Source organism: Chromobacterium sp. IRSSSOUMB001 (assembly GCF_023507765.1).
Classification (GTDB): Bacteria; Pseudomonadota; Gammaproteobacteria; order Burkholderiales; family Chromobacteriaceae; genus Chromobacterium; species Chromobacterium haemolyticum.
The window spans coordinates 79,485-99,422 of the sequence record NZ_JALCYU010000006.1; the positions used below are offsets into that span (position 1 = coordinate 79,485).

Annotated in this window: 19 protein-coding genes; 14 read left to right on the forward strand and 5 right to left on the reverse strand. The window is 63.4% G+C overall.

The features are described 5' to 3' along the window. Positions 1 to 42 precede the first annotated feature (42 nt). From MOV80_RS09715 to MOV80_RS09750, 8 genes are all read left to right on the forward strand, one after another. Positions 43 to 2,892: an EAL domain-containing protein gene (locus MOV80_RS09715; protein ID WP_083860640.1), complete on the forward strand. Its 2,850-nt coding sequence runs from the start codon at positions 43 to 45 to the stop codon at positions 2,890 to 2,892. Beyond that, positions 2,882 to 3,511, forward strand: coding sequence for a class I SAM-dependent methyltransferase (locus tag MOV80_RS09720; protein WP_019101748.1), 630 nt, complete (start codon positions 2,882 to 2,884; stop codon positions 3,509 to 3,511). The genes MOV80_RS09715 and MOV80_RS09720 overlap by 11 nt, the downstream gene beginning before the upstream one ends. A 24-nt stretch (positions 3,512 to 3,535) precedes the next feature. Then, a complete protein-coding gene (gene bioH / locus MOV80_RS09725) occupies positions 3,536 to 4,300 on the forward strand; it encodes a pimeloyl-ACP methyl ester esterase BioH (RefSeq protein WP_019101747.1) in 765 nt (254 codons plus the stop codon). Beyond that, positions 4,297 to 5,199: a malonyl-ACP O-methyltransferase BioC gene (bioC, locus tag MOV80_RS09730; RefSeq protein WP_019101746.1), complete on the forward strand. Its 903-nt coding sequence runs from the start codon at positions 4,297 to 4,299 to the stop codon at positions 5,197 to 5,199. The genes bioH and bioC overlap by 4 nt, the downstream gene beginning before the upstream one ends. Before the next feature lie 2 nt (positions 5,200 to 5,201). Next, a complete protein-coding gene (locus MOV80_RS09735; protein ID WP_019101745.1) occupies positions 5,202 to 5,747 on the forward strand; it encodes a GNAT family N-acetyltransferase in 546 nt (181 codons plus the stop codon). 15 nt (positions 5,748 to 5,762) lie between these two features. Then, the gene (locus MOV80_RS09740) at positions 5,763 to 6,662 is read left to right on the forward strand and encodes a patatin-like phospholipase family protein (RefSeq protein ID WP_107732973.1); all 900 of its coding nucleotides are present in this window, start codon (positions 5,763 to 5,765) and stop codon (positions 6,660 to 6,662) included. 90 nt (positions 6,663 to 6,752) lie between these two features. Next, positions 6,753 to 7,406, forward strand: a complete 654-nt coding sequence (locus MOV80_RS09745) for a glutathione S-transferase family protein (protein ID WP_118266356.1) — start codon at positions 6,753 to 6,755, stop codon at positions 7,404 to 7,406. Positions 7,407 to 7,529: 123 nt separating this feature from the next. Next, entirely contained in the window at positions 7,530 to 8,387 is an 858-nt protein-coding gene (locus MOV80_RS09750) for a sterol desaturase family protein (protein ID WP_019101742.1), read from the forward strand. Positions 8,388 to 8,680: 293 nt separating this feature from the next. On the opposite strand, the gene MOV80_RS09755 is transcribed toward MOV80_RS09750, so the two are convergent. Continuing rightward, positions 8,681 to 9,403 carry a glycine zipper 2TM domain-containing protein gene (locus MOV80_RS09755; RefSeq protein ID WP_081574422.1) on the reverse strand — a complete coding sequence of 241 codons (723 nt, stop codon included), beginning with the start codon at positions 9,401 to 9,403 and terminating at the stop codon, positions 8,681 to 8,683. Between the two features lie 514 nt (positions 9,404 to 9,917). Here MOV80_RS09755 and MOV80_RS09760 point away from each other — a divergent pair. The 3 genes from MOV80_RS09760 to MOV80_RS09770 all read left to right on the forward strand — a co-directional run bounded on the left by MOV80_RS09760 (position 9,918) and on the right by MOV80_RS09770 (position 14,554). Beyond that, positions 9,918 to 11,294 (forward strand): amino acid permease, encoded by a 1,377-nt coding sequence (locus MOV80_RS09760; protein WP_052052110.1) that lies wholly within the window; start codon positions 9,918 to 9,920, stop codon positions 11,292 to 11,294. A gap of 353 nt (positions 11,295 to 11,647) precedes the next feature. Beyond that, a complete protein-coding gene (locus MOV80_RS09765) occupies positions 11,648 to 13,024 on the forward strand; it encodes an amino acid permease (protein ID WP_043592393.1) in 1,377 nt (458 codons plus the stop codon). Positions 13,025 to 13,240: 216 nt separating this feature from the next. Further along, positions 13,241 to 14,554, forward strand: a complete 1,314-nt coding sequence (locus tag MOV80_RS09770) for a sodium-dependent transporter (RefSeq protein ID WP_019103917.1) — start codon at positions 13,241 to 13,243, stop codon at positions 14,552 to 14,554. A gap of 236 nt (positions 14,555 to 14,790) precedes the next feature. On the opposite strand, the gene MOV80_RS09775 is transcribed toward MOV80_RS09770, so the two are convergent. The 4 genes from MOV80_RS09775 to MOV80_RS09790 all read right to left on the reverse strand — a co-directional run bounded on the left by MOV80_RS09775 (position 14,791) and on the right by MOV80_RS09790 (position 17,460). After that, the gene (locus MOV80_RS09775; protein ID WP_019103918.1) at positions 14,791 to 15,102 is read right to left on the reverse strand and encodes an AzlD domain-containing protein; all 312 of its coding nucleotides are present in this window, start codon (positions 15,100 to 15,102) and stop codon (positions 14,791 to 14,793) included. Further along, positions 15,099 to 15,803 (reverse strand): AzlC family ABC transporter permease, encoded by a 705-nt coding sequence (locus MOV80_RS09780; RefSeq protein WP_019103919.1) that lies wholly within the window; start codon positions 15,801 to 15,803, stop codon positions 15,099 to 15,101. Before MOV80_RS09780 ends, MOV80_RS09775 begins: the two co-directional genes overlap by 4 nt. Before the next feature lie 157 nt (positions 15,804 to 15,960). Then, entirely contained in the window at positions 15,961 to 16,794 is an 834-nt protein-coding gene (locus MOV80_RS09785; RefSeq protein WP_107732970.1) for an AraC family transcriptional regulator, read from the reverse strand. A 21-nt stretch (positions 16,795 to 16,815) separates the two neighbouring features. Further along, entirely contained in the window at positions 16,816 to 17,460 is a 645-nt protein-coding gene (locus MOV80_RS09790) for a MarC family NAAT transporter (RefSeq protein ID WP_043592391.1), read from the reverse strand. Between the two features lie 188 nt (positions 17,461 to 17,648). Here MOV80_RS09790 and MOV80_RS09795 point away from each other — a divergent pair, with 188 nt between their 5' ends. The 3 genes from MOV80_RS09795 to dinB all read left to right on the forward strand — a co-directional run bounded on the left by MOV80_RS09795 (position 17,649) and on the right by dinB (position 19,936). Continuing rightward, positions 17,649 to 18,122, forward strand: a complete 474-nt coding sequence (locus MOV80_RS09795) for a copper chaperone PCu(A)C (protein WP_043592390.1) — start codon at positions 17,649 to 17,651, stop codon at positions 18,120 to 18,122. A 337-nt stretch (positions 18,123 to 18,459) separates the two neighbouring features. Then, positions 18,460 to 18,765, forward strand: coding sequence for a SelT/SelW/SelH family protein (locus MOV80_RS09800; protein ID WP_019103923.1), 306 nt, complete (start codon positions 18,460 to 18,462; stop codon positions 18,763 to 18,765). A gap of 13 nt (positions 18,766 to 18,778) precedes the next feature. Continuing rightward, positions 18,779 to 19,936, forward strand: coding sequence for a DNA polymerase IV (gene dinB / locus MOV80_RS09805; RefSeq protein WP_019103924.1), 1,158 nt, complete (start codon positions 18,779 to 18,781; stop codon positions 19,934 to 19,936). Positions 19,937 to 19,938: the final 2 nt, after the last annotated feature.

Consider the following 19,938-nt stretch of genomic DNA (forward strand, 5'->3'; position numbering starts at 1 on the left):
GCATGGCCGGATTTTCCAGCTAACTCATACTACGATAATCACATGAAGAGCATGGCTGAATATCTGGCGACGCCAGAGCAGGCCGCCGCAATGGCGCTGTCTCTGCTGCAAGAGCAGGGAGGGGTGCGCGTTGCCGCGGTCTGGCGTCAGCTGGGGGCGGCCTGGCAGCTCTTGGCGGCCTTGGGCGCCGCCGACGCTTTGCCCAGCGCGGAGACGCTGGAGGGCGGAGGCCGGTTGGACGCGGGCTGTGAGGCGATGCCCTTGCGAGCCGGGGAGCAGGTGCTGGGATGGTTGGTGTGGCGCGGGGACGCCGGGCCGGCGCTGAACCCGTCCGCCGCCTTGCTGTGCGCCCATCTGCTGTGCGCGCGGCTGGGCGCGGAGCAGGTGGCCGCGCGAGAAGCCAATGAAGCCTTGTTCGATATTTCGCAGTTGGCCGAAGAGTGCGGCACCATCGATCAGGTTCTGCCCGGCCTGCACCGCCAGATGATGCGGTTGATGGACGCCAGCAACTTCTACATCGCGCTGTACGACGATGAAGCCCAGGTCATCCACTTTCCTTTCTACATAGACCAACGCGATCCCGCTCCGCCCGCCAGCGACGCCATTTTTCCGCTGGCCGGCCACGCCCAGTCCTTGACTGCCTGGTTGATCCGCGGGGGCAAGCCGGTGGTGCTGAGCCGGGAGCGCCTGCTGGAAGTGTGCCAGCAGGAGGGGCTGAGCCGGCAGGGACTGCTGCCGGCTAGTTGGATGGGCGCGCCGCTGGCCAATGCCGGCGGCCATGTGATCGGCGCAGTGGTGTTGCAGCTGTACGAGGATCAAACGCCGCTGACTTCGGCCGAGCAGCAGTTGTTTCTGTTCGCCGCCCGCCATGTCGGTTTTGTGCTGGAGCGGGTGTTGCATCGCAGCCAGTTGGAGCGCCAGGTTTGGCTGCGCACCAGCGAGCTCGAAGGCGCCAACGCGCGATTGCGCGCGGAGGTGGCCGAACGCAAGCGCGCCGAGCGTTTCCAGGGCGCCTTGTTCCGTATCGCGGAGTTGTCCAATACCAGCTTGTCGCTGGAAGCTTTTCTCGGCGGTTTGCACCGGCTGCTGGCCGAAATGGTGCCGGCGCGCAATTGTCTGGTGGCTTTGTACGATCAGGCCGAGGATTGCATCAGCTTCCCCTACTGCGCCGACGAATACGCACCGCCGCTCAAGCCGCATCGGCCCGGCAAGGGCTTTGTCGAACAGGTGCTGCACAGCGGACGGCCTTTGCTGATTGATCCCTATTCGCAGCAGAACCGCCAGCCCGAGGCTGATGAGGAGCTGCCCCGGCCCAAGAGCTGGCTGGGCGTGCCCTTGTATTGCGGCACCGATCTCCTGGGCGTGCTGGCGGTGCAAAGCTATGAAGAGGACGTGGTCTACAACTTCCGCGATCAAGAAGTGCTGGAGTTCGTCGCCAACCATATCGGGGCGGCGCTGACCCGGGTCAAGGCGCTGGAGAGCCTGCAAACCGCTTACGTGGAGCTGGAGCAGCGGGTGCGCGAGCGCACCAGCGAACTGGACGCGGTCAACGCCCAGCTGGAGTTCGACAGCCTGCACGATCCGCTAACCAAGCTGCCCAACCGCAGTTATTTTTCCAAGGCCTTGCGCCGGGCCTGGGAGACGTATTCGCATGGCGGAGGCGAGCGCTTTGCGGTGCTGTTCATCGATCTGGATCGCTTCAAGCTGGTCAACGACACCTTGGGTCATCTGGCCGGCGACCACCTGCTGTTCGAGGCCGGCGCGCGCATCCGTTCCTGCTTGCGCCATTACGATTTTCTGGCGCGGCTGGGCGGCGACGAGTTCGCGGTGTTGATGTTCGGCATGGACGGCGGCGGCGACTGCGAGCGCATCGCGCAGCGCATCGTCAGCGAGTTCGAGCGGCCGGTGATCCTGGCCGGGCGGGAGGTGTTTTCCACCGCCAGCGTAGGCGTGGTGCTGGCGGACCACGAGCATTACCACAAGGCCGACGACCTGCTGCGCGACGCGGACCACGCGATGTATTGCACCAAGCAGCAGGGGCGGCAGGGTTATACCTTGTTCAACCATGAGTTGCGCATCAACCAGGCGGACCAGTTGGCGCTGGAGAGCGAACTGCGGCGCGCGCTGGAGGAAGAGGGGCAGCTACTGCCGTATTTCCAGCCCTTCATCGAAGGCGACAGCGGCGAACTGGTCGGCTTTGAAGCTTTGGCCCGCTGGCAGCATCCGCAGCGCGGTCTGATTTCGCCCGGCTTGTTCCTGCCCATCGCGGAGGAAAGCGGGCTGATTACCCGTCTGGACCGCTATATGTTGAACGCCGCCTGCGCTCAATTGAGCGCGTGGCGCGCTCAGGGCCGGGTGGGGCCGGAGGTGGCCCTGCACATCAATCTGTCGTCGGCCCATTTCCACGATCCGGAACTGGCGGCCTGGATAGGCGAGCGCATTCGGCATTACCGGCTGCCGCCGGCGACGCTGCATCTGGAAATCACCGAAAGCGCGCTGATCGATCAGCCGGAAATCGCCGCTACCGTGATGCACGCGCTGCATGAACTGGGAGTGAGGCTGGCGTTGGACGACTTCGGCACCGGTTATTCGGCGCTGTCCTATCTGCACCGCTATCGCTTCGACGTGCTGAAAATAGACCAGTCCTTCGTGTTCGACCTGGACCGCACTCAGGAATCGGCGGCCATTGTGCGGGCTATTCTGGCGTTGGCCAAGGCCTTGGATCTGGAGGTGGTGGCCGAAGGCGTGGAAACGGCCGCTCAACTGGCCATGCTCAAAAAGATGGGCTGCGGCAAACTGCAGGGCTTTTACTTCGCGGCTCCGGCGCCGGCTCAGGGCGTGGACTGGGAGCGGCTGGCTCGCTTCCGCAAGGAGTTCCAAGGTGAGCGCTAGCGGATGGCGGCGCTGGCCGCAGGCATTCAACCGCTGGCGCTACAATCTGTACGCGCCGGTCTACGACAGGGTAGCGCAGGCTTTCGCCGCGCGCCGTCGCCGTTCCATCGCCCTGCTCAATCCGCAGCCAGAGGAACGCATCCTGTTGGTGGCCGCCGGCACCGGCTTGGATCTGGACTTTATGGTGCGCTGCCGCCATGTGGCCGCCATCGACATCTCGGACGGCATGCTGGCGCGGCTGAGCGCTCACGCGGAGGCCCTGGGCATGGCGGTGAACGCCAGGGTGATGGACGCGCAGGCGATGGATTTCCCCGACGCCAGCTTCGACGCGGTGGTGCTGCATTTGGCGCTGGCGGTGGTGCCGGACCCGCAAGCTTGCATCCGCGAAGTGGAGCGCGTGCTCAAGCCTGGCGGCCGGGCGGCGGTGTTCGATAAATTCCTGCCAGACGGCCGGCGGCCGTCTTTGTTGCGCAGCGCCGGCAATCTGCTGTCGCGCGTGATCGCCACCGACATCAACCGCCGGCTGGAGGATATCCTGGCGGCCTGTCGTTTAAGCAAGGTTCATGACGAAGATGCCGGACTAGGTGGTTTCTTTCGCATCGCGATCTTGCGAAAATGAAGGTTTCACCCCATCTGGTCGTCCATGAGTCTGTTTGTTGAAACGCTGGGTCAAGGCCCGGACGTAGTCCTGCTGCACGGTTGGGGCTTGCATGGCGGCGTGTTCAGCCGCGTGGCGGCGCAATTGGCTGCCCGTCATTGCGTGCACCTGGTCGATCTGCCCGGTCACGGCGCGTCCGCCCCATTGGCCTCCTTCGACGCCGACGCGGTGGCCGATCTGTTGGATCAGGCTTTTCCCTTGCCGCTGCAATTGGTGGGCTGGTCGCTGGGCGGCTTGATCGCCCAGCATTGGGCGGCCCGCCATCCCGACAAGATCAAGAGCCTGGCCTTGGTGGCGACCAGCCCGCGCTTTGTGCGCGAGGAAGGCTGGCCGCACGCGCAGGAGCGCAAGTCCATTGAAGCCGTGGCCGCCAGTCTGGACGGCGCCTTCGAGCAGACGCTGGAACGTTTCCTGGCTTTGCAGATGATGGGCGCTCCCTCCGCGCGCGACACGCTGAAGGCCTTGCGCGCGGACTTGTTCGCCCATGGCCGGCCGCAAGGCTTGCTGCCGGCGCTGGAGCTGCTGCTTATGGCCGACGCGCGCGCGCTGGCCGGCCGCATTCAATGCCCGGTGGGCCTGTTCTACGGCGCCCGCGACGCCATCACGCCGATAGGCGCCGGCCGTTGGCTGGCCGACGCGCTGGGCGATGCCCGGCTTTATGAATTTCCGCAAGCGTCGCACGCGCCGTTTCTGTCGCACGAAGCCGAATTCGTCGCCGCGCTTGCCCAGCATTTGGAAACCCATGCATGACTGAAGCGTTTTACACCGACAAGGCGCGCGTGCGCGCCTCGTTCGAGAAGGCCGCCGCCAGTTACGACTCCGCCGCGGTCTTGCAGCGCGAAGTCTCCGATCGGATGTCCGAGCGGCTGGATTACATCAAGTTTCAGCCGCAAGTGGTGCTGGACGCCGGCGCCGGCACTGGTTACGGCTCGGCCCAACTACGCGCCCGTTATCCAGATGCGCGCGTGGTGGAGCTGGACCTGGCCCAGGCGATGCTGCAAGCCTCCCGCGCCAAGCAGCAGAGCGGCGACGGCTTGTTGAAGAAACTGTTTCGCCCCAGCCTGCCGTGGCAGGTTGTGGCCGACGTCGAGCGCTTGCCGCTGGCGGACGCCAGCGTGGATATGATCTGGTCCAGCCTCACCATCCAGTGGGTCAACGTGCCGGATAGCGTGTTCGCCGAATTCCGCCGCGTGTTGAAGCCCGAAGGCATGCTGATGTTTTCCACCCTGGGCCCGGACACCCTGCATGAACTGCGGGGCGCCTTTGCCGGAGTGGACCGCGCCACCCACGTCAACCAATTCATCGACATGCACGATCTGGGCGACGCGCTGATGCGCGCCGGTTTCGCCGAGCCGGTGATGGACATGGAAAAAATCGTGTTGACCTATGGCCGCGCCCGCGAGGTGATGGCGGACCTGAAAGCCATCGGCGCGCACAACGCCACTAGCGGCCGCGGCCGCGGCCTGATGGGCAAGCACGCCTGGCAGCGGGTGGAGGCGGCGTATGAGGATCTGCGCCGCGACGGCAAGCTGCCGGCCACCTACGAGGTGGTGTATGGCCATGCCTGGAAGGGCGGCGACAAGAAACTGGCCAAGTTCAGCGACGACGGCCGCCAGGTGATCGAGTTCGTCAAGAAACGGCCGGAATAAGGATGCCGATCATCCGCTCGGCGACGCAGGCAGACGCCGCTTGCCTGGCCGCCTTGTCGATTCAAGTGTGGCTGAGCACCTACGTGACCGACGGCGTCCGCCGGGACATGGCCGACTATGTGCTGAACGAATTCACGCCGGTCAATTTCGAGGCGCTGATCGCCAGCCCCTCGCATCATCTGCTGGCGATGGAGCAAGATGGATTTTTGCTTGGCTATGCGCTGATGAAGCTGGACAGCCCATGCCGAGGCTGCGATTTCCCCACCGTGGAAATGCTCCGGCTTTACCTGGTGGAGAGCCGAACCGGGGAAGGCCTGGGCCGACGTTTGCTGGAAGCGGCGCGGCGATGGGCGCTCGATCTTCCCGGACAACCGCGTTTGTGGTTGACGGTGTGGCACCGCAACGAGCGCGCGATCGCGTTCTACCGCCGGCTAGGCATGACCGTTCACGGCGAATGCCATTTCGAATTGGAGGGCGCGCGGCATCTGAATTACATGATGCTGGATTGCGCGTCCGTTGGGGCGGTTCCGACCACCGCCGATGCCTGAAAGCCCGATGAAATCATGATGAGTAAACACACACTCCGCCCCTGGCTGTTGGCGGGCATGGCCGCGCTGCTGTCGGCTTGCACCAGCTTGTCTTCCCCTCCCGCTGCGGTGGCGCCCAAGCCGGCGCTGAAGCCCAAGATAGGCTTGGCGCTGGGCGGCGGCGCGGCCAAGGGCTTCGCCCACGTCGGCGTGATCAAGGTGTTGGAAGCCGCCGGCCTCACGCCGGACCTGGTGACCGGCACCAGCGCCGGCAGCGTGGTCGGCAGCCTGTACGCATCCGGTCTCAGCGGCATGCAGTTGCAAAGCCGGGCGATTCAATTGGACGAATCCAATCTCACCGACTGGACCTTGTCCAGCAAGGGCGTGATCAAGGGCGAGAAACTACAGAATTGGATCAACGCTCAGGTGGCCAACAAGACCATGGAACAACTGCCGCGCCCGTTCGGCGCGGTGGCCACCGAACTGGACAGCGGCCGCAAAGTAGTGTTCCGTCTGGGCAACACCGGCCAGGCCGTGCGCGCCTCTGCCAGCATTCCCAATGTGTTCCTGCCGGTGAAGATAGGCAACAAGAGTTATGTGGACGGCGGCCTGGTCAGCCCGGTGCCGGTCAGCGCCGCGCGCGAGATGGGCGCGGACTTCGTCATCGCCGTCGATATCTCGGCGCGGCCGCGCAAGGGCGCCGCCACCGGCTTTCTGTCCATGCTGGACCAAAGCCTGAACATCATGAACGGACCGGCGCTGGCGCAGGAGCTGAAGCAGGCCGACGTGGTGATCCGCCCGCAAGTGCAGAATATCGGGTCCGCTCAATTCGACGCGCGTCATCAGGCTATTCTGGAAGGTGAGCGCGCCGCGCAGGCGGCGCTGCCCCAGATCCGGCAGTTGCTGCAGCAAAAAGCCATTGCCATGAATAAGTAATGGCATAATGCTGCCGGGCTGGTCCTGCATCGCAGCATGGCCGGCCGTCTTCCATCAGCAACCGCAGGCACGGCCTGCCTGGAGACCTGAATGATCAAGCTTTACGGCGCTGCGCTGTCCCCTTATTACAACAAGGTCAAAATCGCCTTGCTGGAAAAGGGCGTCAACTTCCAAGAAATCCTCACCGCCCCTTCGCAGCAGGAAGAACTGCTGGCGAAGAGCCCGATGGGCAAGATTCCTTTTGTCGAAGTGGGCGGCCACGCCATGGCGGAGTCATCGGTGATCCTGGAGTGGCTGGAGGACGCTTATCCCACCGCCTCCTTGCTGCCGCCTACGCCGAACGGCCGCGCTCACGCGCGCCAACTGAGCGCAATGCTGGATTTGTACGTGTTGATGCCGGCGCTGCCGCTATACCGCCATTGGCTGTTCGGCAGCCCGCTGGAAGCCGGCGCCATTGAAGCCGCTCGCCAGCAGGTCACGCGAGGCGTGGCGGCCTGCGCGCAGTTGCTGGATTACGGGCCTTGGGCCTGTGGCGAAGATTTCAGCAGCGCCGACATCAGCGCCGCCTGCATCCTGCCGGCGCTGGAGCAGATGAGCAAAGCCTTGCTGGGCGAAGACATCACCGCCGGTTTTCCCGACCGCGAGGCTTATCTGCAGCGTCTGTCCGGACGCAGGAGCGTGAACCGGACCTGGAGCGAGAGGGAGGCGGCCTTGACCGCGTTCCGCGCGCGTCAGCAGCAGTAGGGTAGACCGCAGGACAGGGCTGATCCGCTTGCCGGCATTCGGCGTTTGAGTAATTATAGAGCTCAAACTCCAATCAAGTGTTTGCGTTAGCGCGTGGACACAGTTCCCAAGCGGGAGGCGGTGATGAAGTTTGACATTCAGCTGCTGCTGCTGGCGATGGCGCCGGTGTTTCTGGCCTTCGTGGCCGGCGAGTTGTGGCATCTGCGCCGGCAGGGCCGGCTCAGCCTTTACGACTGGCGGGACTCGGTGTGCTGCGCCTGTTTGGGTTTGTTGCATCAGGGCGCGGACAAGCTGGCCTGGGTGCTGGTGCTGCCCTTGTACGCATGGATTTATCAGCAGCACCGCTTGTTTCAGTTTTCCGATTCCTGGCTCAGCTTCCTGCTGTTGTTCATAGGCCAGGATTTTCTCTACTACTGGTTCCACCGCGTCAGTCATCGCGTGCGCTGGCTGTGGGCGGCGCACAGCGTTCATCACAGCTCCACCCGCATGAATTTCACCACCGCCTTCCGTCAAAGCCTGATGTATCCATTGGCCGGCATGTGGGCGTTCTGGCTGCCGCTGGCCTGGCTGGGTTTCCCGCCGGAGCAGGTGGTGGGCGTGGTGTTGCTGAACCTGGCGTTCCAGTTCTTTGTGCATACCCAGGCCTGCCCCAAACTGGGCTGGCTGGAGTACGTGCTCAACACCCCGTCCATCCATCGCGGCCATCATGCCAAGAATCCGCGCTACATCGACCACAACTACGCAGGCGTACTGGTGGTCTGGGACCGCCTGTTCGGCACCTATGTCGAAGAGAGCGCCGACGATCCTTGCGACTACGGCACGGTCAAGCCGGTGAACAGCTTCAATCCGCTGTGGGTCAGCGTGGTGGAATGGCGCGACATGCTGCGCGAAGCCTGGCGCGCGCCCAACTGGAAAGACCGTTGGACGGTCTTGTTCGGCCCGCCAGAAGAGGCGGAGGCGGTTGCTGCGCGTTGGCGCTGAGAACCTGTTTGCAATCGGCCTCCGCGTCGGTGGTGACATTGCGCGATGCGTATCGGTTTCGAAATGCTCGTATACCGTATTGAGCAAAGCGGGCTTCGCTGCGGCAGCGCCTTGCTTCACTTTAGCGCGCGAGACTTTGAACAGGCCCTGAGGGTATGAAAAAAGCGGACCGGGAGGTCCGCTTTTGCGTGGCAAGGCTTAGGGGGTTAAGCGCGACCAAAAAATTCAGCTTTTACGGCTGAAGCAAGTCGCGCGGCAAGTCGGTGCAACGCAGCATCAGGATTTTAGCCGTTCTAAACCAGCACCTTGCCGTTCTTGGCCGGCAAGGTTTTACCCTTGGGCTTGCGATCCATGCGTACGGTGCCGGTCTTGCCGTCAAGCGAGTATTTGACGTCGTAGCCGACGACCTTCTCGCTGCTTTCGTTCACTTCATTGCAAATAGTCTGGGTGCTGTTGACCTGATCGCGTTGCTGCATGCCTTCCTGCACCTTGTTGCCAGCCAGACCGCCGGCCAATGCGCCAATCACGGTGGCGGCCTTCTTGCCGTTGCCGCCGCCCACTTGATTGCCCAGCACGCCCCCGAGTACGCCGCCTATCACGGAGCCGGCGATGCGGTTTTCATCCTGCACCGGCGCCTGGTGAGTCACTTGCTGCTGATGGCAGACCTGCTTGGGCGCATTGACGGTTTCCTTGATTGGCGTCACCGCCAGAATGCGGGCATGCGTGGCGTGAACCGGCGCCGCCGGCTTGGCCGGCGCGCTTGGTTCGGTGGGCTTCGCAACGGCTTGAGCCGTTTGAGCGGCGGCCGGCGCGGCCGCCGCGACGGTAACCGGAGCGGAGGCCACCGTGGGCGGCAGAACCGCGGCGGCGGATGCTGCGGCCGGCGCGCTGGCGGTTTGCTGAGGCGCGGTCGCGGTTTGCGGGTTGGATTTCACGGCCTGATAGCCGGCTACGCCCAGGCCGCCAAGGGCAATGCCGCCGCCCAGCACGCTGGCGATCAACAAGGATTGTTTCATGGTTCGTCTCCAAAAAGCAGGCCGTCTATGCGGCCGTAATCATGATGAGTGAGATGAAATTCAGACACTTTATGGTGGCAGACAGTTGCAAATTAAATGTTTTCCATTTGTTACTAAAAGTGGCGAGTCGTTAGCGTTTACGGGAGCGAGGACGGGGGGTGACTATCGATAGCGGTTTGATTTAAATCAAGATATCGGCAAGCAAACGCTTGCTTATGTGTCATTGTACTGATACGGACGGAGGAGAGGGAGCGTGGCAGAAATTTGCAGTAGTCTGTAGCTTGTTGAGCAATTTGAGCAAAGTATTTGTTTAAATAATCGAATTTAATTTCATTGTATTCAATATATGACGTGATCGAGGCATAAAAATCCAATGTCGTCGTTTGACTCAGTCTGCGCTTAGGTGCTTAATGTTCAGCTTGTCGATGTTTGCAACAGGAACGACGCGGCTTGCCTGAATTGTCATGCTGTTGGTATTAATGTTGCTGGAAAATGATGATTTGAGGGGGCAGCCTTGACTGATATCTCCACCGAAGCCGGTTTGAAACGCGGCTTGAAAAACCGCCACATACAATTGATCGCGCTGGGCGGCGCGGTCGGCACCGGCCTGTTCCTCGGTTCGGCCAGCGTGCTGAAAGCCGCCGGCCCGTCGATGATTCTGGGCTACGCCATCGCCGGCCTGATCGCCTTCATGATCATGCGCCAACTGGGCGAAATGGTGGCACAGGAGCCGGTGGCCGGCTCGTTCAGCCACTTCGCTTATCGTTACTGGGGCGATTTCGCCGGCTTCCTGTCCGGCTGGAACTACTGGGTGTTGTACATCCTGGTCAGCATGGCCGAGCTCACCGCCGTAGGCGCCTATGTCCAGTACTGGTGGCCCCATGTGCCGACCTGGGTGTCAGCGCTGGTGTTCTTCGTCTGTATCAACGGCATCAACCTGGCCAACGTCAAAGTTTACGGCGAAGCGGAGTTTTGGTTCGCCTTGATCAAGGTGGTGGCGGTGATCGCGATGATTCTGTTTGGCGGCTATCTGCTGCTGACGGGCACCGGCGGTCCGCAGGCCTCGGTGAGCAATTTGTGGAGCGACGGCGGCTTCTTCCCGCACGGCTTTGGCGGCTTGTTCATGATGATGGCGGTGATCATGTTCTCCTTCGGCGGCTTGGAGCTGATTGGCTTGACCGCGGCTGAGGCGGACAATCCGCGCACCACCATCCCCAAGGCGGTGAATCAGGTGATTTACCGTATCCTGATCTTCTACATCGGTTCGCTGGTGGTGCTGCTGTCCTTGTATCCGTGGAGCAAGGTGGCGTCCGGCGGCAGCCCTTTCGTGATGATTTTCCAGCAGATTGGCTCCGGCCTCACCGCCAACCTGCTTAACTTTGTGGTGTTGACCGCGGCGCTGTCGGTGTACAACAGCAGCGTCTACGCCAATAGCCGCATGCTGTACGGGCTGGCCAAGCAAGGCAATGCGCCCAAGGCCTTGATGCAGGTGGACAAGCGCGGCGTGCCGGTGATGGCGATCCTGGTTTCGGCGGCGGCGACTTTCGCCTGCGTGATCCTCAACTATGTGTTGCCGGGCGAGGCATTGGGCATCTTGATGTCGCTGGTGGTGGCCGCCTTGGTGACCAACTGGGCGATGATCAGTCTGACGCACTTGAAGTTCCGTCGCGCCAAGATCGAGGCCGGCGAACAGCTGGTGTTCAAATCCTTCTGGTTCCCGCTGACCAACTGGGTCTGCCTGGCCTTCATGGCGATGATTTTGCTGATCCTGCTGCTGACGCCGGGTGCCGCGGTATCGGTCTATGTGTTGCCGATATGGTTGGGGCTGTTGTGGGTGGGTTATCGCGCCAAGGGCACACCGGCGGCGGAGCCCGCGCGTCAAACGCCTTGAGGATGACTTCATCGGTCGCCGCTCTGGCGAGACCGTAATCGGCAGGGCCGCCTCAGCAGGCGGCCCTGCTCTTTTACGCCGGTTTCTCCGACATTGAAATGTTTTTGGACAAAGTGTCCGATAATTTGAAGCTATAGCATTGGTCGGCAATTCTTTGCTAAATGCAGTGAAATGCTTTTTGACCTTATGTCTTGTTTTGTTTAATCTGGTCGTGGTTTGTTTGAAGTTGATGTATGTAATAGGGATGTCTTGCTGGTTTTGTTGGACTTATTGTCCAATTTTGAGTGGTAAGGGCCTTGCTGCATTGATGAAGCAATACCGTTCCATTCACTCAATCAGCAGGAGGCGCCAAAGTGAGCGTTACCCCCACTTCCACCGGTTTGAAGCGCGAGCTGAAAAACCGCCATATTCAGTTGATCGCGCTGGGCGGCGCGATCGGCACTGGTCTCTTCCTGGGCTCGGCCAGCGTGTTGAAAGCGGCCGGACCGGCGATGATTCTCGGCTACGCCGTCGCCGGCTTCATCATTTTCCTGATCATGCGCCAATTGGGCGAGATGTTGGTCGAGGAGCCGGTGGCCGGCTCGCTCAGCCATTTCGCCGATCGCTACTGGGGCAAGTTTCCCGCCTTCCTGTCCGGCTGGAATTACTGGGCGCTGTATGTGCTGGCCGGCATGGCCGAACTGACGGCCGCCGGCGAATACGTGCGCTACTGGTGGCCGGATGTGCCCACTTGGGTCACCGCGCTGGTCTTCTTCACGGTGATCACCGGCGTCAATCTGAGCAGCGTCAAATATTACGGCGAGACGGAGTTCTGGTTCGCGCTGATCAAGGTGGGCGCGGTCATCGCGATGATCGTGTTCGGCGGCTATCTGCTCTTGTCCGGAAACGGCGGTCCGCAGGCCTCGGTGAGCAATCTGTGGCGCGATGGCGGCTTCTTCCCGCACGGCGTCGGAGGCCTGTTCATGACGATGGCGGTGATCATGTTCTCCTTTGGCGGCCTGGAACTGATAGGCATGGCGGCGGCGGAGACCCAGGACCCGCAGAAAACTATCCCCAAGGCGGTGAATCAGGTGATCTACCGCGTGCTGATTTTTTACATCGGCTCGCTGTTGGTGCTGCTGTCTTTGTATCCGTGGAGCAAGGTGGCTGCCGGCGGCAGCCCCTTTGTGATGATTTTTGAGCAGATCGGGGCTGGTTTCGCCGCGCACGGGCTTAATTTCGTGGTGCTGACCGCAGCCTTGTCGGTGTACAACGGCGGCGTCTACGCCACCAGCCGCATGTTGTTCAGCCTGGCTCAGCAGGGCAATGCGCCCACGCGCATGGCCAAGCTGGACAAGCGGGGGGTGCCGGTCAACGCCACTTTGTTCTCGGCGCTGGCGACTTTCGCCGGCGTGGTGCTCAATTACCTGCTGCCCAACGGCGCGCTGGCGCTGTTGATGTCGCTGGTGGTCACCGCGCTGGTGATCAACTGGGCGATGATCAGCTTCACGCATTTGAAGTTCCGCCGCGCCCAGGGCGGCCGCAAGCTGGTGTTCGCCTCCCTGTGGCATCCGTTCGCCAACTGGCTGTGTCTGGCCTTCATGCTGATGATTCTGGGCGTGATGTTGTTCACGCCGGGCATTGCGGTGTCGGTGTATGTGTTGCCGGCCTGGTTGCTGGCGCTGTGGCTGGGTTTCCGGCTGAAGAGGACGGGGCCGTCCGCGACGGGCTTGGCCGTCGACAAGGCGTGAGCGTGCATGCCGGGCTTGACGCGCGGGGGCGGAAACCGGCATGCTGACGCCCTTATGAAGCAGATCATCCCTTTCCAGACCAAATCGTGGTGGTGGCGCAGCTAATCGGCGCGCCAGGGATTTTTGCATCTGTTTTCCGGGCCGCCGTCATGGGCGGCCTTGTTGTATCCAGCCTTACCCCGTGCGGCGGCAAATTGTTCTGACTCAGGAGTTGTCATGTCTCGCACGCAATGGGGTTCCCGCCTCGGTTTCATTCTGGCTTCGGCCGGCGCCACGGTCGGTCTGGGCTCCATCTGGAAGTTTCCCTACGTCACCGCGATGAACGGCGGCGGCGCGTTTCTGCTGATCTATCTATTGTTGACCTTCACCCTGGGCATCGCCTTGCTGATGGCCGAGATCGCCATCGGCCGCGCGGCGGCCTGCGGCGCGGTGAGCGCGTTCGCGCGGCTGGGCTCGCGCCGCTGGAAGCTGGTGGGCTACGCCGGCGTGTTGTGCGGCTTCCTGGTGTTTTCCTTCTACAGCGTGGTGGGCGGCTGGACCCTGGGCTATCTGCTGCGCGCCCTCGACGGCCGGGTGATGAGCAACGACCCGGCGGCGCTGGCGCGGCTGTTCGGCGATTACGTGTCCGACCCCTTCGAATCGCTGCTGACTCACGCCTTGTTCACCGGGCTGACCTTGCTGGTGGTGATGTGCGGGGTGCAGAAGGGGATTGAGCGGGCGGGCAAGGTGTTGATGCCGCTATTGTTCCTGCTGATGCTGGGCTTGATCGCGCGCTCGCTGACCTTGCCGGGCGCGGAGGCCGGCGTGGCGGCCCTGCTGACGCCGGATTTCTCCAAAGTGACGCCGGGCATGCTGGTGGAGGCCTTGGGTTTGGCATTCTTCTCCTTGTCGGTGGGCGCCGGCTGCATGATCGCCTACGGTTCCTACCTGGGCAGGGACGCGAAATTGGCGGGCGCGGCTTTGTGGGTCACCGGCCTGACCACGCTGACCTCGGTCCTGGCCGGCCTGATGATCTTCCCGGCGATCTACGCTTTCGGTCTGGATCCGCAGGCCGGTCCGGGCCTGACCTATATGACCATGCCGGTGGTGTTCAACCACCTGCCTTTCGGCCAAGGCTTGGCGGCGGCTTTCTTTCTGCTGCTGCTGATGGCGGCGCTGACTTCTTCGGTGTCTCTGCTGGAGTTGGTGGCGGTGTTTCCCATCGATGAGTGGGGCGTCGGCCGACGCAAGGCGACGCTGCTCATTTGTCTGCTGGTGTTTTGCGCCGGAGTGCCGGCGGCGTTGTCCTTTGGGCCGCTGGCGGGTTGGAAGTTGTTCGGCCGCAATGTGTTCGAGCTGATGGACTACACCGCGTCCAACATCCTGCTGCCGCTGGGCGGCATCGGCACCGCCTGCTTCGCCGGCTGGGTGATCTGGCCGACCATGCGAGCCGAGTTGAAATTGCCCAGCGCCTTGGCCTCCGGCGTGCGCTTTATTTATTGCTGGGCGGCTCCGGTCCTGATCAGCTTGGTGCTGGTCTACAATATCTGAGCCGAGGTTCCGCGCGCGGCCCGCGGCCCGCGGCCCGCTGCCCATTGCCGGCCGCGCGCCGCAAAGCGGCTCACGCTGGCTCCGAACGGGCTCTTAGAACGTGTTTACGATCTCGCGAGCTAAGGCGAGACAAGGCGAAAACGAGCGAAAAAGCGGAATGTACAAGTGGTACATGAGCATTTTGAGCTTGGTTTCAACACCGTATCGCCGACGCGCAGCAGATCGTAAACAGGTTCTTAGAGCCAGCGCAGCAAGCCGTAGACGATGAAGCTGACCACAATGGCGAGCAGAGTCTTGCCGTTTTTCCACGCCACCGCGACGGCAACCAAGGTGCCGATCAGATAGGCGTTGCCCAGCGACAGGTCGATGCGTCCGGCGGGAGCCAGGGCCATCGGCGCCACCAGCGCCGACAGCACCGCCGCCGGGACATAGTGCAGCGCGCGGTTAAGCCAGTCCGGGAAAGCCAGCCGCTGACCGAACACCAGGAAGCTGGCGCGGATCATCAAGGTGGCCGCCAGCATGCCGAGTATCATCCACCAATGATTCATGCCGCCTCCTTGCGCTTGCCTTCCAGCAAGAATCCGGCGCCGACGCCCAGCAGCGCCGCCAGCATCAGATCCAGTTTGTAGGGGAGGCCGCGCGCCAACAGCGCGGTCAGGCCGGCTACTGTCGCGGCCGCCAGCGTGGGCCGTTTTTTCAATTGCGGCGCGACGATGGCGGCGAAGGTGGCCACCATGGCGAAGTCCAGCCCCAGTTGCGCCAGCCCCGGCACTGAACGTCCCAGCAGCACGCCGGCCAGCGTCCATGCCTGCCAGTTGCCGTACATCGCCAGCGAAGAGCCCAGCCAATACCACTGGCCGCCGGCCGCGCCCTGGGTGCGGAAGCGGTGCTCGACCACGGCGAAGGTTTCGTCTGTGAGCCAGAACGCCAGCGGCCAGCGCCAGGCCAGCGGCCATTGCCGCGCGTAAGGCAGCAGGGTGGCGCTGTACAGCGCGTGACGAAGATTGACCACGAAAGTGGTCAGCCACAGTACCGGCAGCGCGGCGCCGGCCGCCACCAGGCTGACGGCGATGAATTGCGAGGAGCCGGCGAAAACCAGCAGGGACATGGCTTGGGTCGTCAGCGGGCTGAGGCCGGCGGCGATGGCCAGGGTGCCGAAGATCACGCCGAAGGGCGCGGCGCCTATCAGCATGGGGAGGCTGTCGCGCGCGCCTTGCAGTGCCCAGGCGACGGGGGTGGAGCTCGTCATCGGAACGGGTCCTTGCGGAAACGAAGTCCATTCATCATGCCGCCGAAACCAGTCGTCGTCTTGAACGATTTTGCAGGATGGGTTTGCGGTGTGGCCTGGCGCTTGCGCACTAGCGCGAGATGGGGCGGCTGCGGTGGAGAAAAGCGTGAACAGATGTTCAGCGGCGCAGACCCAGCGCGCGTTGATAAGCCGCCGGCGCCAGCCCCACGGTGTGGCGGAAGGCGCGGGTGAGATGAGCCTGGTCGGCGAAGCCCAGGCTGAGCGCCACCGCGCCCGGCGTCTGGCCCTGAGCCAATAGCTGGCGCGCGCGGTTGACGCGCAACTGATTGCGCCAGGCCACCGGCGGCAGGCCGAAGTGCTGGCGGAACTGGCGGCATAGTTGCCACGGCGAGAGCTGGGCCGCTTCCGCCAGCGCTTGCAGAGACAGGTTCTCGTTGATGGCGTCGGCCAGCATTTGCCGCGCCAGCTCCACCGCGCGCGGAGCGGCGGCGTGCGTCTGGCCGCGCACCTGCATATGGCGTTGCAGCACCGCGCCGAATACCCGCTGCAAGGCGGATTCGCGCAACAGCCGGTCTTGGCTGCCGCGCAGTAGCCGGTGCAACTGGTCCAGGCCGACGGCCAGCGTAGCGTCCAGCACCACGGTGTCGCGAAAATAAGGCCGGGAGTGGGCGTCGCCGCTGATGTCGGCGGCCAGCCGCTGGAGGAAGTCCGCTGATGGATAGAAGCCGCGGTAGGCCCAGCCGCGCGCATCAGCGGTTTCGCCGGTATGCACTTCGCCGGGATTGATCAGCACCAGCGCGCCGACGCCGGCGCGGTGGGTGCCGCCGCGGTGGTGGTAAGACTGCGCGCCCAGGGTTAATGCGTTGACTACGTATTCTTCATGGAAATGGGGCGGAAACACGCGCTGGGCGTAGCTGGCGTCCAGGCATTCCAACTGGCCGATGTCGTCGGCGCGGAAGAAGTCGGAACGGTCGGACGCCTGATAAAACATGGCAGGGCGTCGCGGCCGGCCTCAGGAACCGGCCATGAAGGTGCGGATGCCGGAACCGACGAATTGCACGCCAATGCAGATCAGCAAGAAACCCATCAGCCGCGTCATCACCTCGCGGCCGCCCCGGCCTAGGCGCTGGGCGATCAACTGCGAGGATTGCAGCGTCAACCACATGCCGAAGCAAGTGCCGCCGATGGCGGCGAAGGTCATCGCGAAGGCCAGCGCCTTGGCTGGCAGAGTCGTCAGTTCGGCAATCTCCGTGGAAATGCCGATGACCACGGCAATGGTGCCGGGCCCGCTGATGCCGGGCATGGCCAGCGGGAAGAAAGCGTAGTCCTCGCGCTCGCCGGTCTTGGGCGCGTTGCCCGGATCCTGCGACAGGAACAGCATGCGGTAGCCGAGCACGGCGACGACGAAGCCGCCGGAAATGCGCAGCGCGCCGTAGGAAATGCCGAAAGCGGACATGATCACGTTGCCGGCCAGCAGGCTGACTACCATGATGGCCGCCGCGAACACGCAGGCGCGGCGCGCCTGGTTGTCGCGCGCAGAGTCCGTCATTTCGCGGGTCAGGGTGATGAACAGCGGAATTTTGGACAGCGGGTTAGTGATGGTGATCAGGCTGAGTAGCCCGCCGAACAGGAATTGGAGCGACAACGTCTTGAGCATGGCACTACGCTGATGAAGCGAACATTACAATGGATGGACGCAGTCTGCCTGAGGCCGCGGGCCGGTGACAAGGGAAATTCTGCTAGGAGCCCCGCGGCGCGCGCGCGGCATGACATTGGCTGTGGCATTATGCCGCACGGCTGCTGTGGGCGGCTGTGCTAGAGTGCGGAAAACCCAAGGAGTTGATTATGCGAAAGACATTGAGCGCCCTGCTGGGCCTGTGCCTGCTCAGCGCCGGAGCGATGGCGCACGAATTCAAGCTGGGCGATATCAAGATCGGCCATCCGTGGAGCCGGGCAATGCCGGAAAGCAGCCCCACCGGCGGTGTTTATCTGTCGTTGAACAATCAGGGCAAGACCGCCGACAAGCTGCTGTCGGCCAGCACGCCGCGCGCGGCCAAGGCCGAATTGCACACCCATCTCAACGACAAGGGCGTGATGCGCATGCGCGAAGTGGCCGGCGGCGTGGCCGTGGCCGCGGGCCAGGAAGTCAAATTCGCGCCCGGCAGCTATCACGTGATGCTGATGGGGCTGAAGCAGCCGCTGCGCGTGGGCGACCGTTTCCCGCTGACCTTGCGGTTCGAGAAGGCGGGCAGCGTAACCGTTGAAGTGGTGGTGGAAGACGGCGTCGCGGCGGCCGCCCCGGCAGAACACGCGCATTGATTCGCTAGGCGTGATCGTTTGCTACCGGTAACGTTGCGCCGAAGTTACATCGTGCAGCGCAGCAATCGGCGCGGGCTGGAGTAAATGCTTTACCCCGAGCCGGCGACTGGGCAGACTTGGCCTCGGGAATGTGTTGCGAACAAGACGTCATTGCCACTGCCGGCGCCCTGAACAAGGTCAAAACGCCAAGTCTGCACAAAGAGAGAAACGATGGAGGAGCGGGCGCTTGCGCTCGCACACAACAAAATCCAGGGACGCCGGCAGTTCCTTTCCCCTCCATGCCCCCTTCTATACTGTTATGCTGTCAGCCATCCTGTAGCCGACCGCGTTTTCCCGCATGACATCTTCTATCCCCCCCGCCAAAACTCCGAGCCTGAGCATTGAGTACTGCACCGGATGCCGCTGGCTGCTGCGCGCCGCCTGGATGGCGCAGGAGCTGCTGACCACCTTCGAGAAGGAATTGGCTGAAGTAGCCTTGCAGCCCGGTAGCGGCGGCGTGTTCCGCGTGGAGCTGGACGGCGAGCTGTTGTGGGACCGCAAGGCCGACGGTGGCTTCCCCGACATCAAGCTGCTGAAGCAGCGGGTGCGCGACCGGGTGGCGCCGCAGCGTTCGCTGGGCCATAGCGACGGCGCCGTCTCCTGATTCAAGCATCGCCATGAGCGAGCCGCAGCGCAAAATCATCCACGTCGATTGCGATTGTTTCTACGCCGCCATCGAGATGCGCGACGACCCCGCCTTGCGGCCCTTGCCGCTGGCGGTGGGCGGCCGGCCGGAGAGCCGCGGCGTCATCGCCACCTGCAATTACATCGCGCGCCGCTACGGCGTGCGCTCGGCGATGTCATCGGCGCGCGCGCTGCGCCTGTGTCCCGATCTGCTGATCCTGCCGCCGGACATGGCGCGCTACCGCGAGGCCAGCCAGCAGATCATGCGCATCTACGAGCGCTACACGCCCTTGATCGAACCCTTGTCGCTGGACGAGGCCTATCTGGATGTGAGCGGCCAGCCGCACGAGCAGGGCAGCGCCACGCGGATGGCGGAGGCGATTCGCCGCCAGATTCGCGAGGAGGTGGGCATCACCGCCTCGGCCGGCATCGCGCCGAATAAATTCCTGGCCAAGGTGGCCAGCGACTGGAACAAGCCGGACGGGCAGTTCCTGATCCGGCCGCAGGATGTGGCCGGCTTCGTTGCCGCGCTGCCGGTGGAGAAGATACACGGCGTGGGCCGGGTCACCGCGCAGCGGCTGAACGAATTGGGCATCCGGCGCTGCGGCGACATGCTGGCCTGGGAGCTGGCCGATCTGCTGCGCCACTTCGGCCGTTTCGGCGAGCGCCTCTACGAGTTGGCGCGTGGAGTGGATCCGCGGCCGGTGTCCACTGACCGCAGCCGCAAATCGATCAGCGTTGAGGAGACCTACGCGGTGGACCTGCCCGACGCCGCCGCCTGTCTATCCAAGCTGCCGGAGCTGATAGACCGGCTGAGCGCGCGCATCGCGCGCAGCGGCAATCCCGCGTTCAAGGGCTTGTCGGTCAAGCTCAAGTTCGACGATTTCAGCCAGACCACGGTGGAGCACACCGGCGGACAGTTGTCGCCGGCGCGTTTTGGAGAGTTGTTGCGGGTGGGCTTCGAGCGCGGCCGGCGGCCGGTGCGCTTGGTGGGCGTCGGCGTCAAGCTGGCGGACGAGCACGACCTGCCGCGTCAGTTGCGCCTGTTCGGCCGCGACGGCCGTCCGCTGCCGGACCAGCCGGCGGACGCTGCCGCGGGCGAGGCGGAGCCGCCTATGATAGACGCCGACCAGCCCCCGCAGAACAGCTGAGG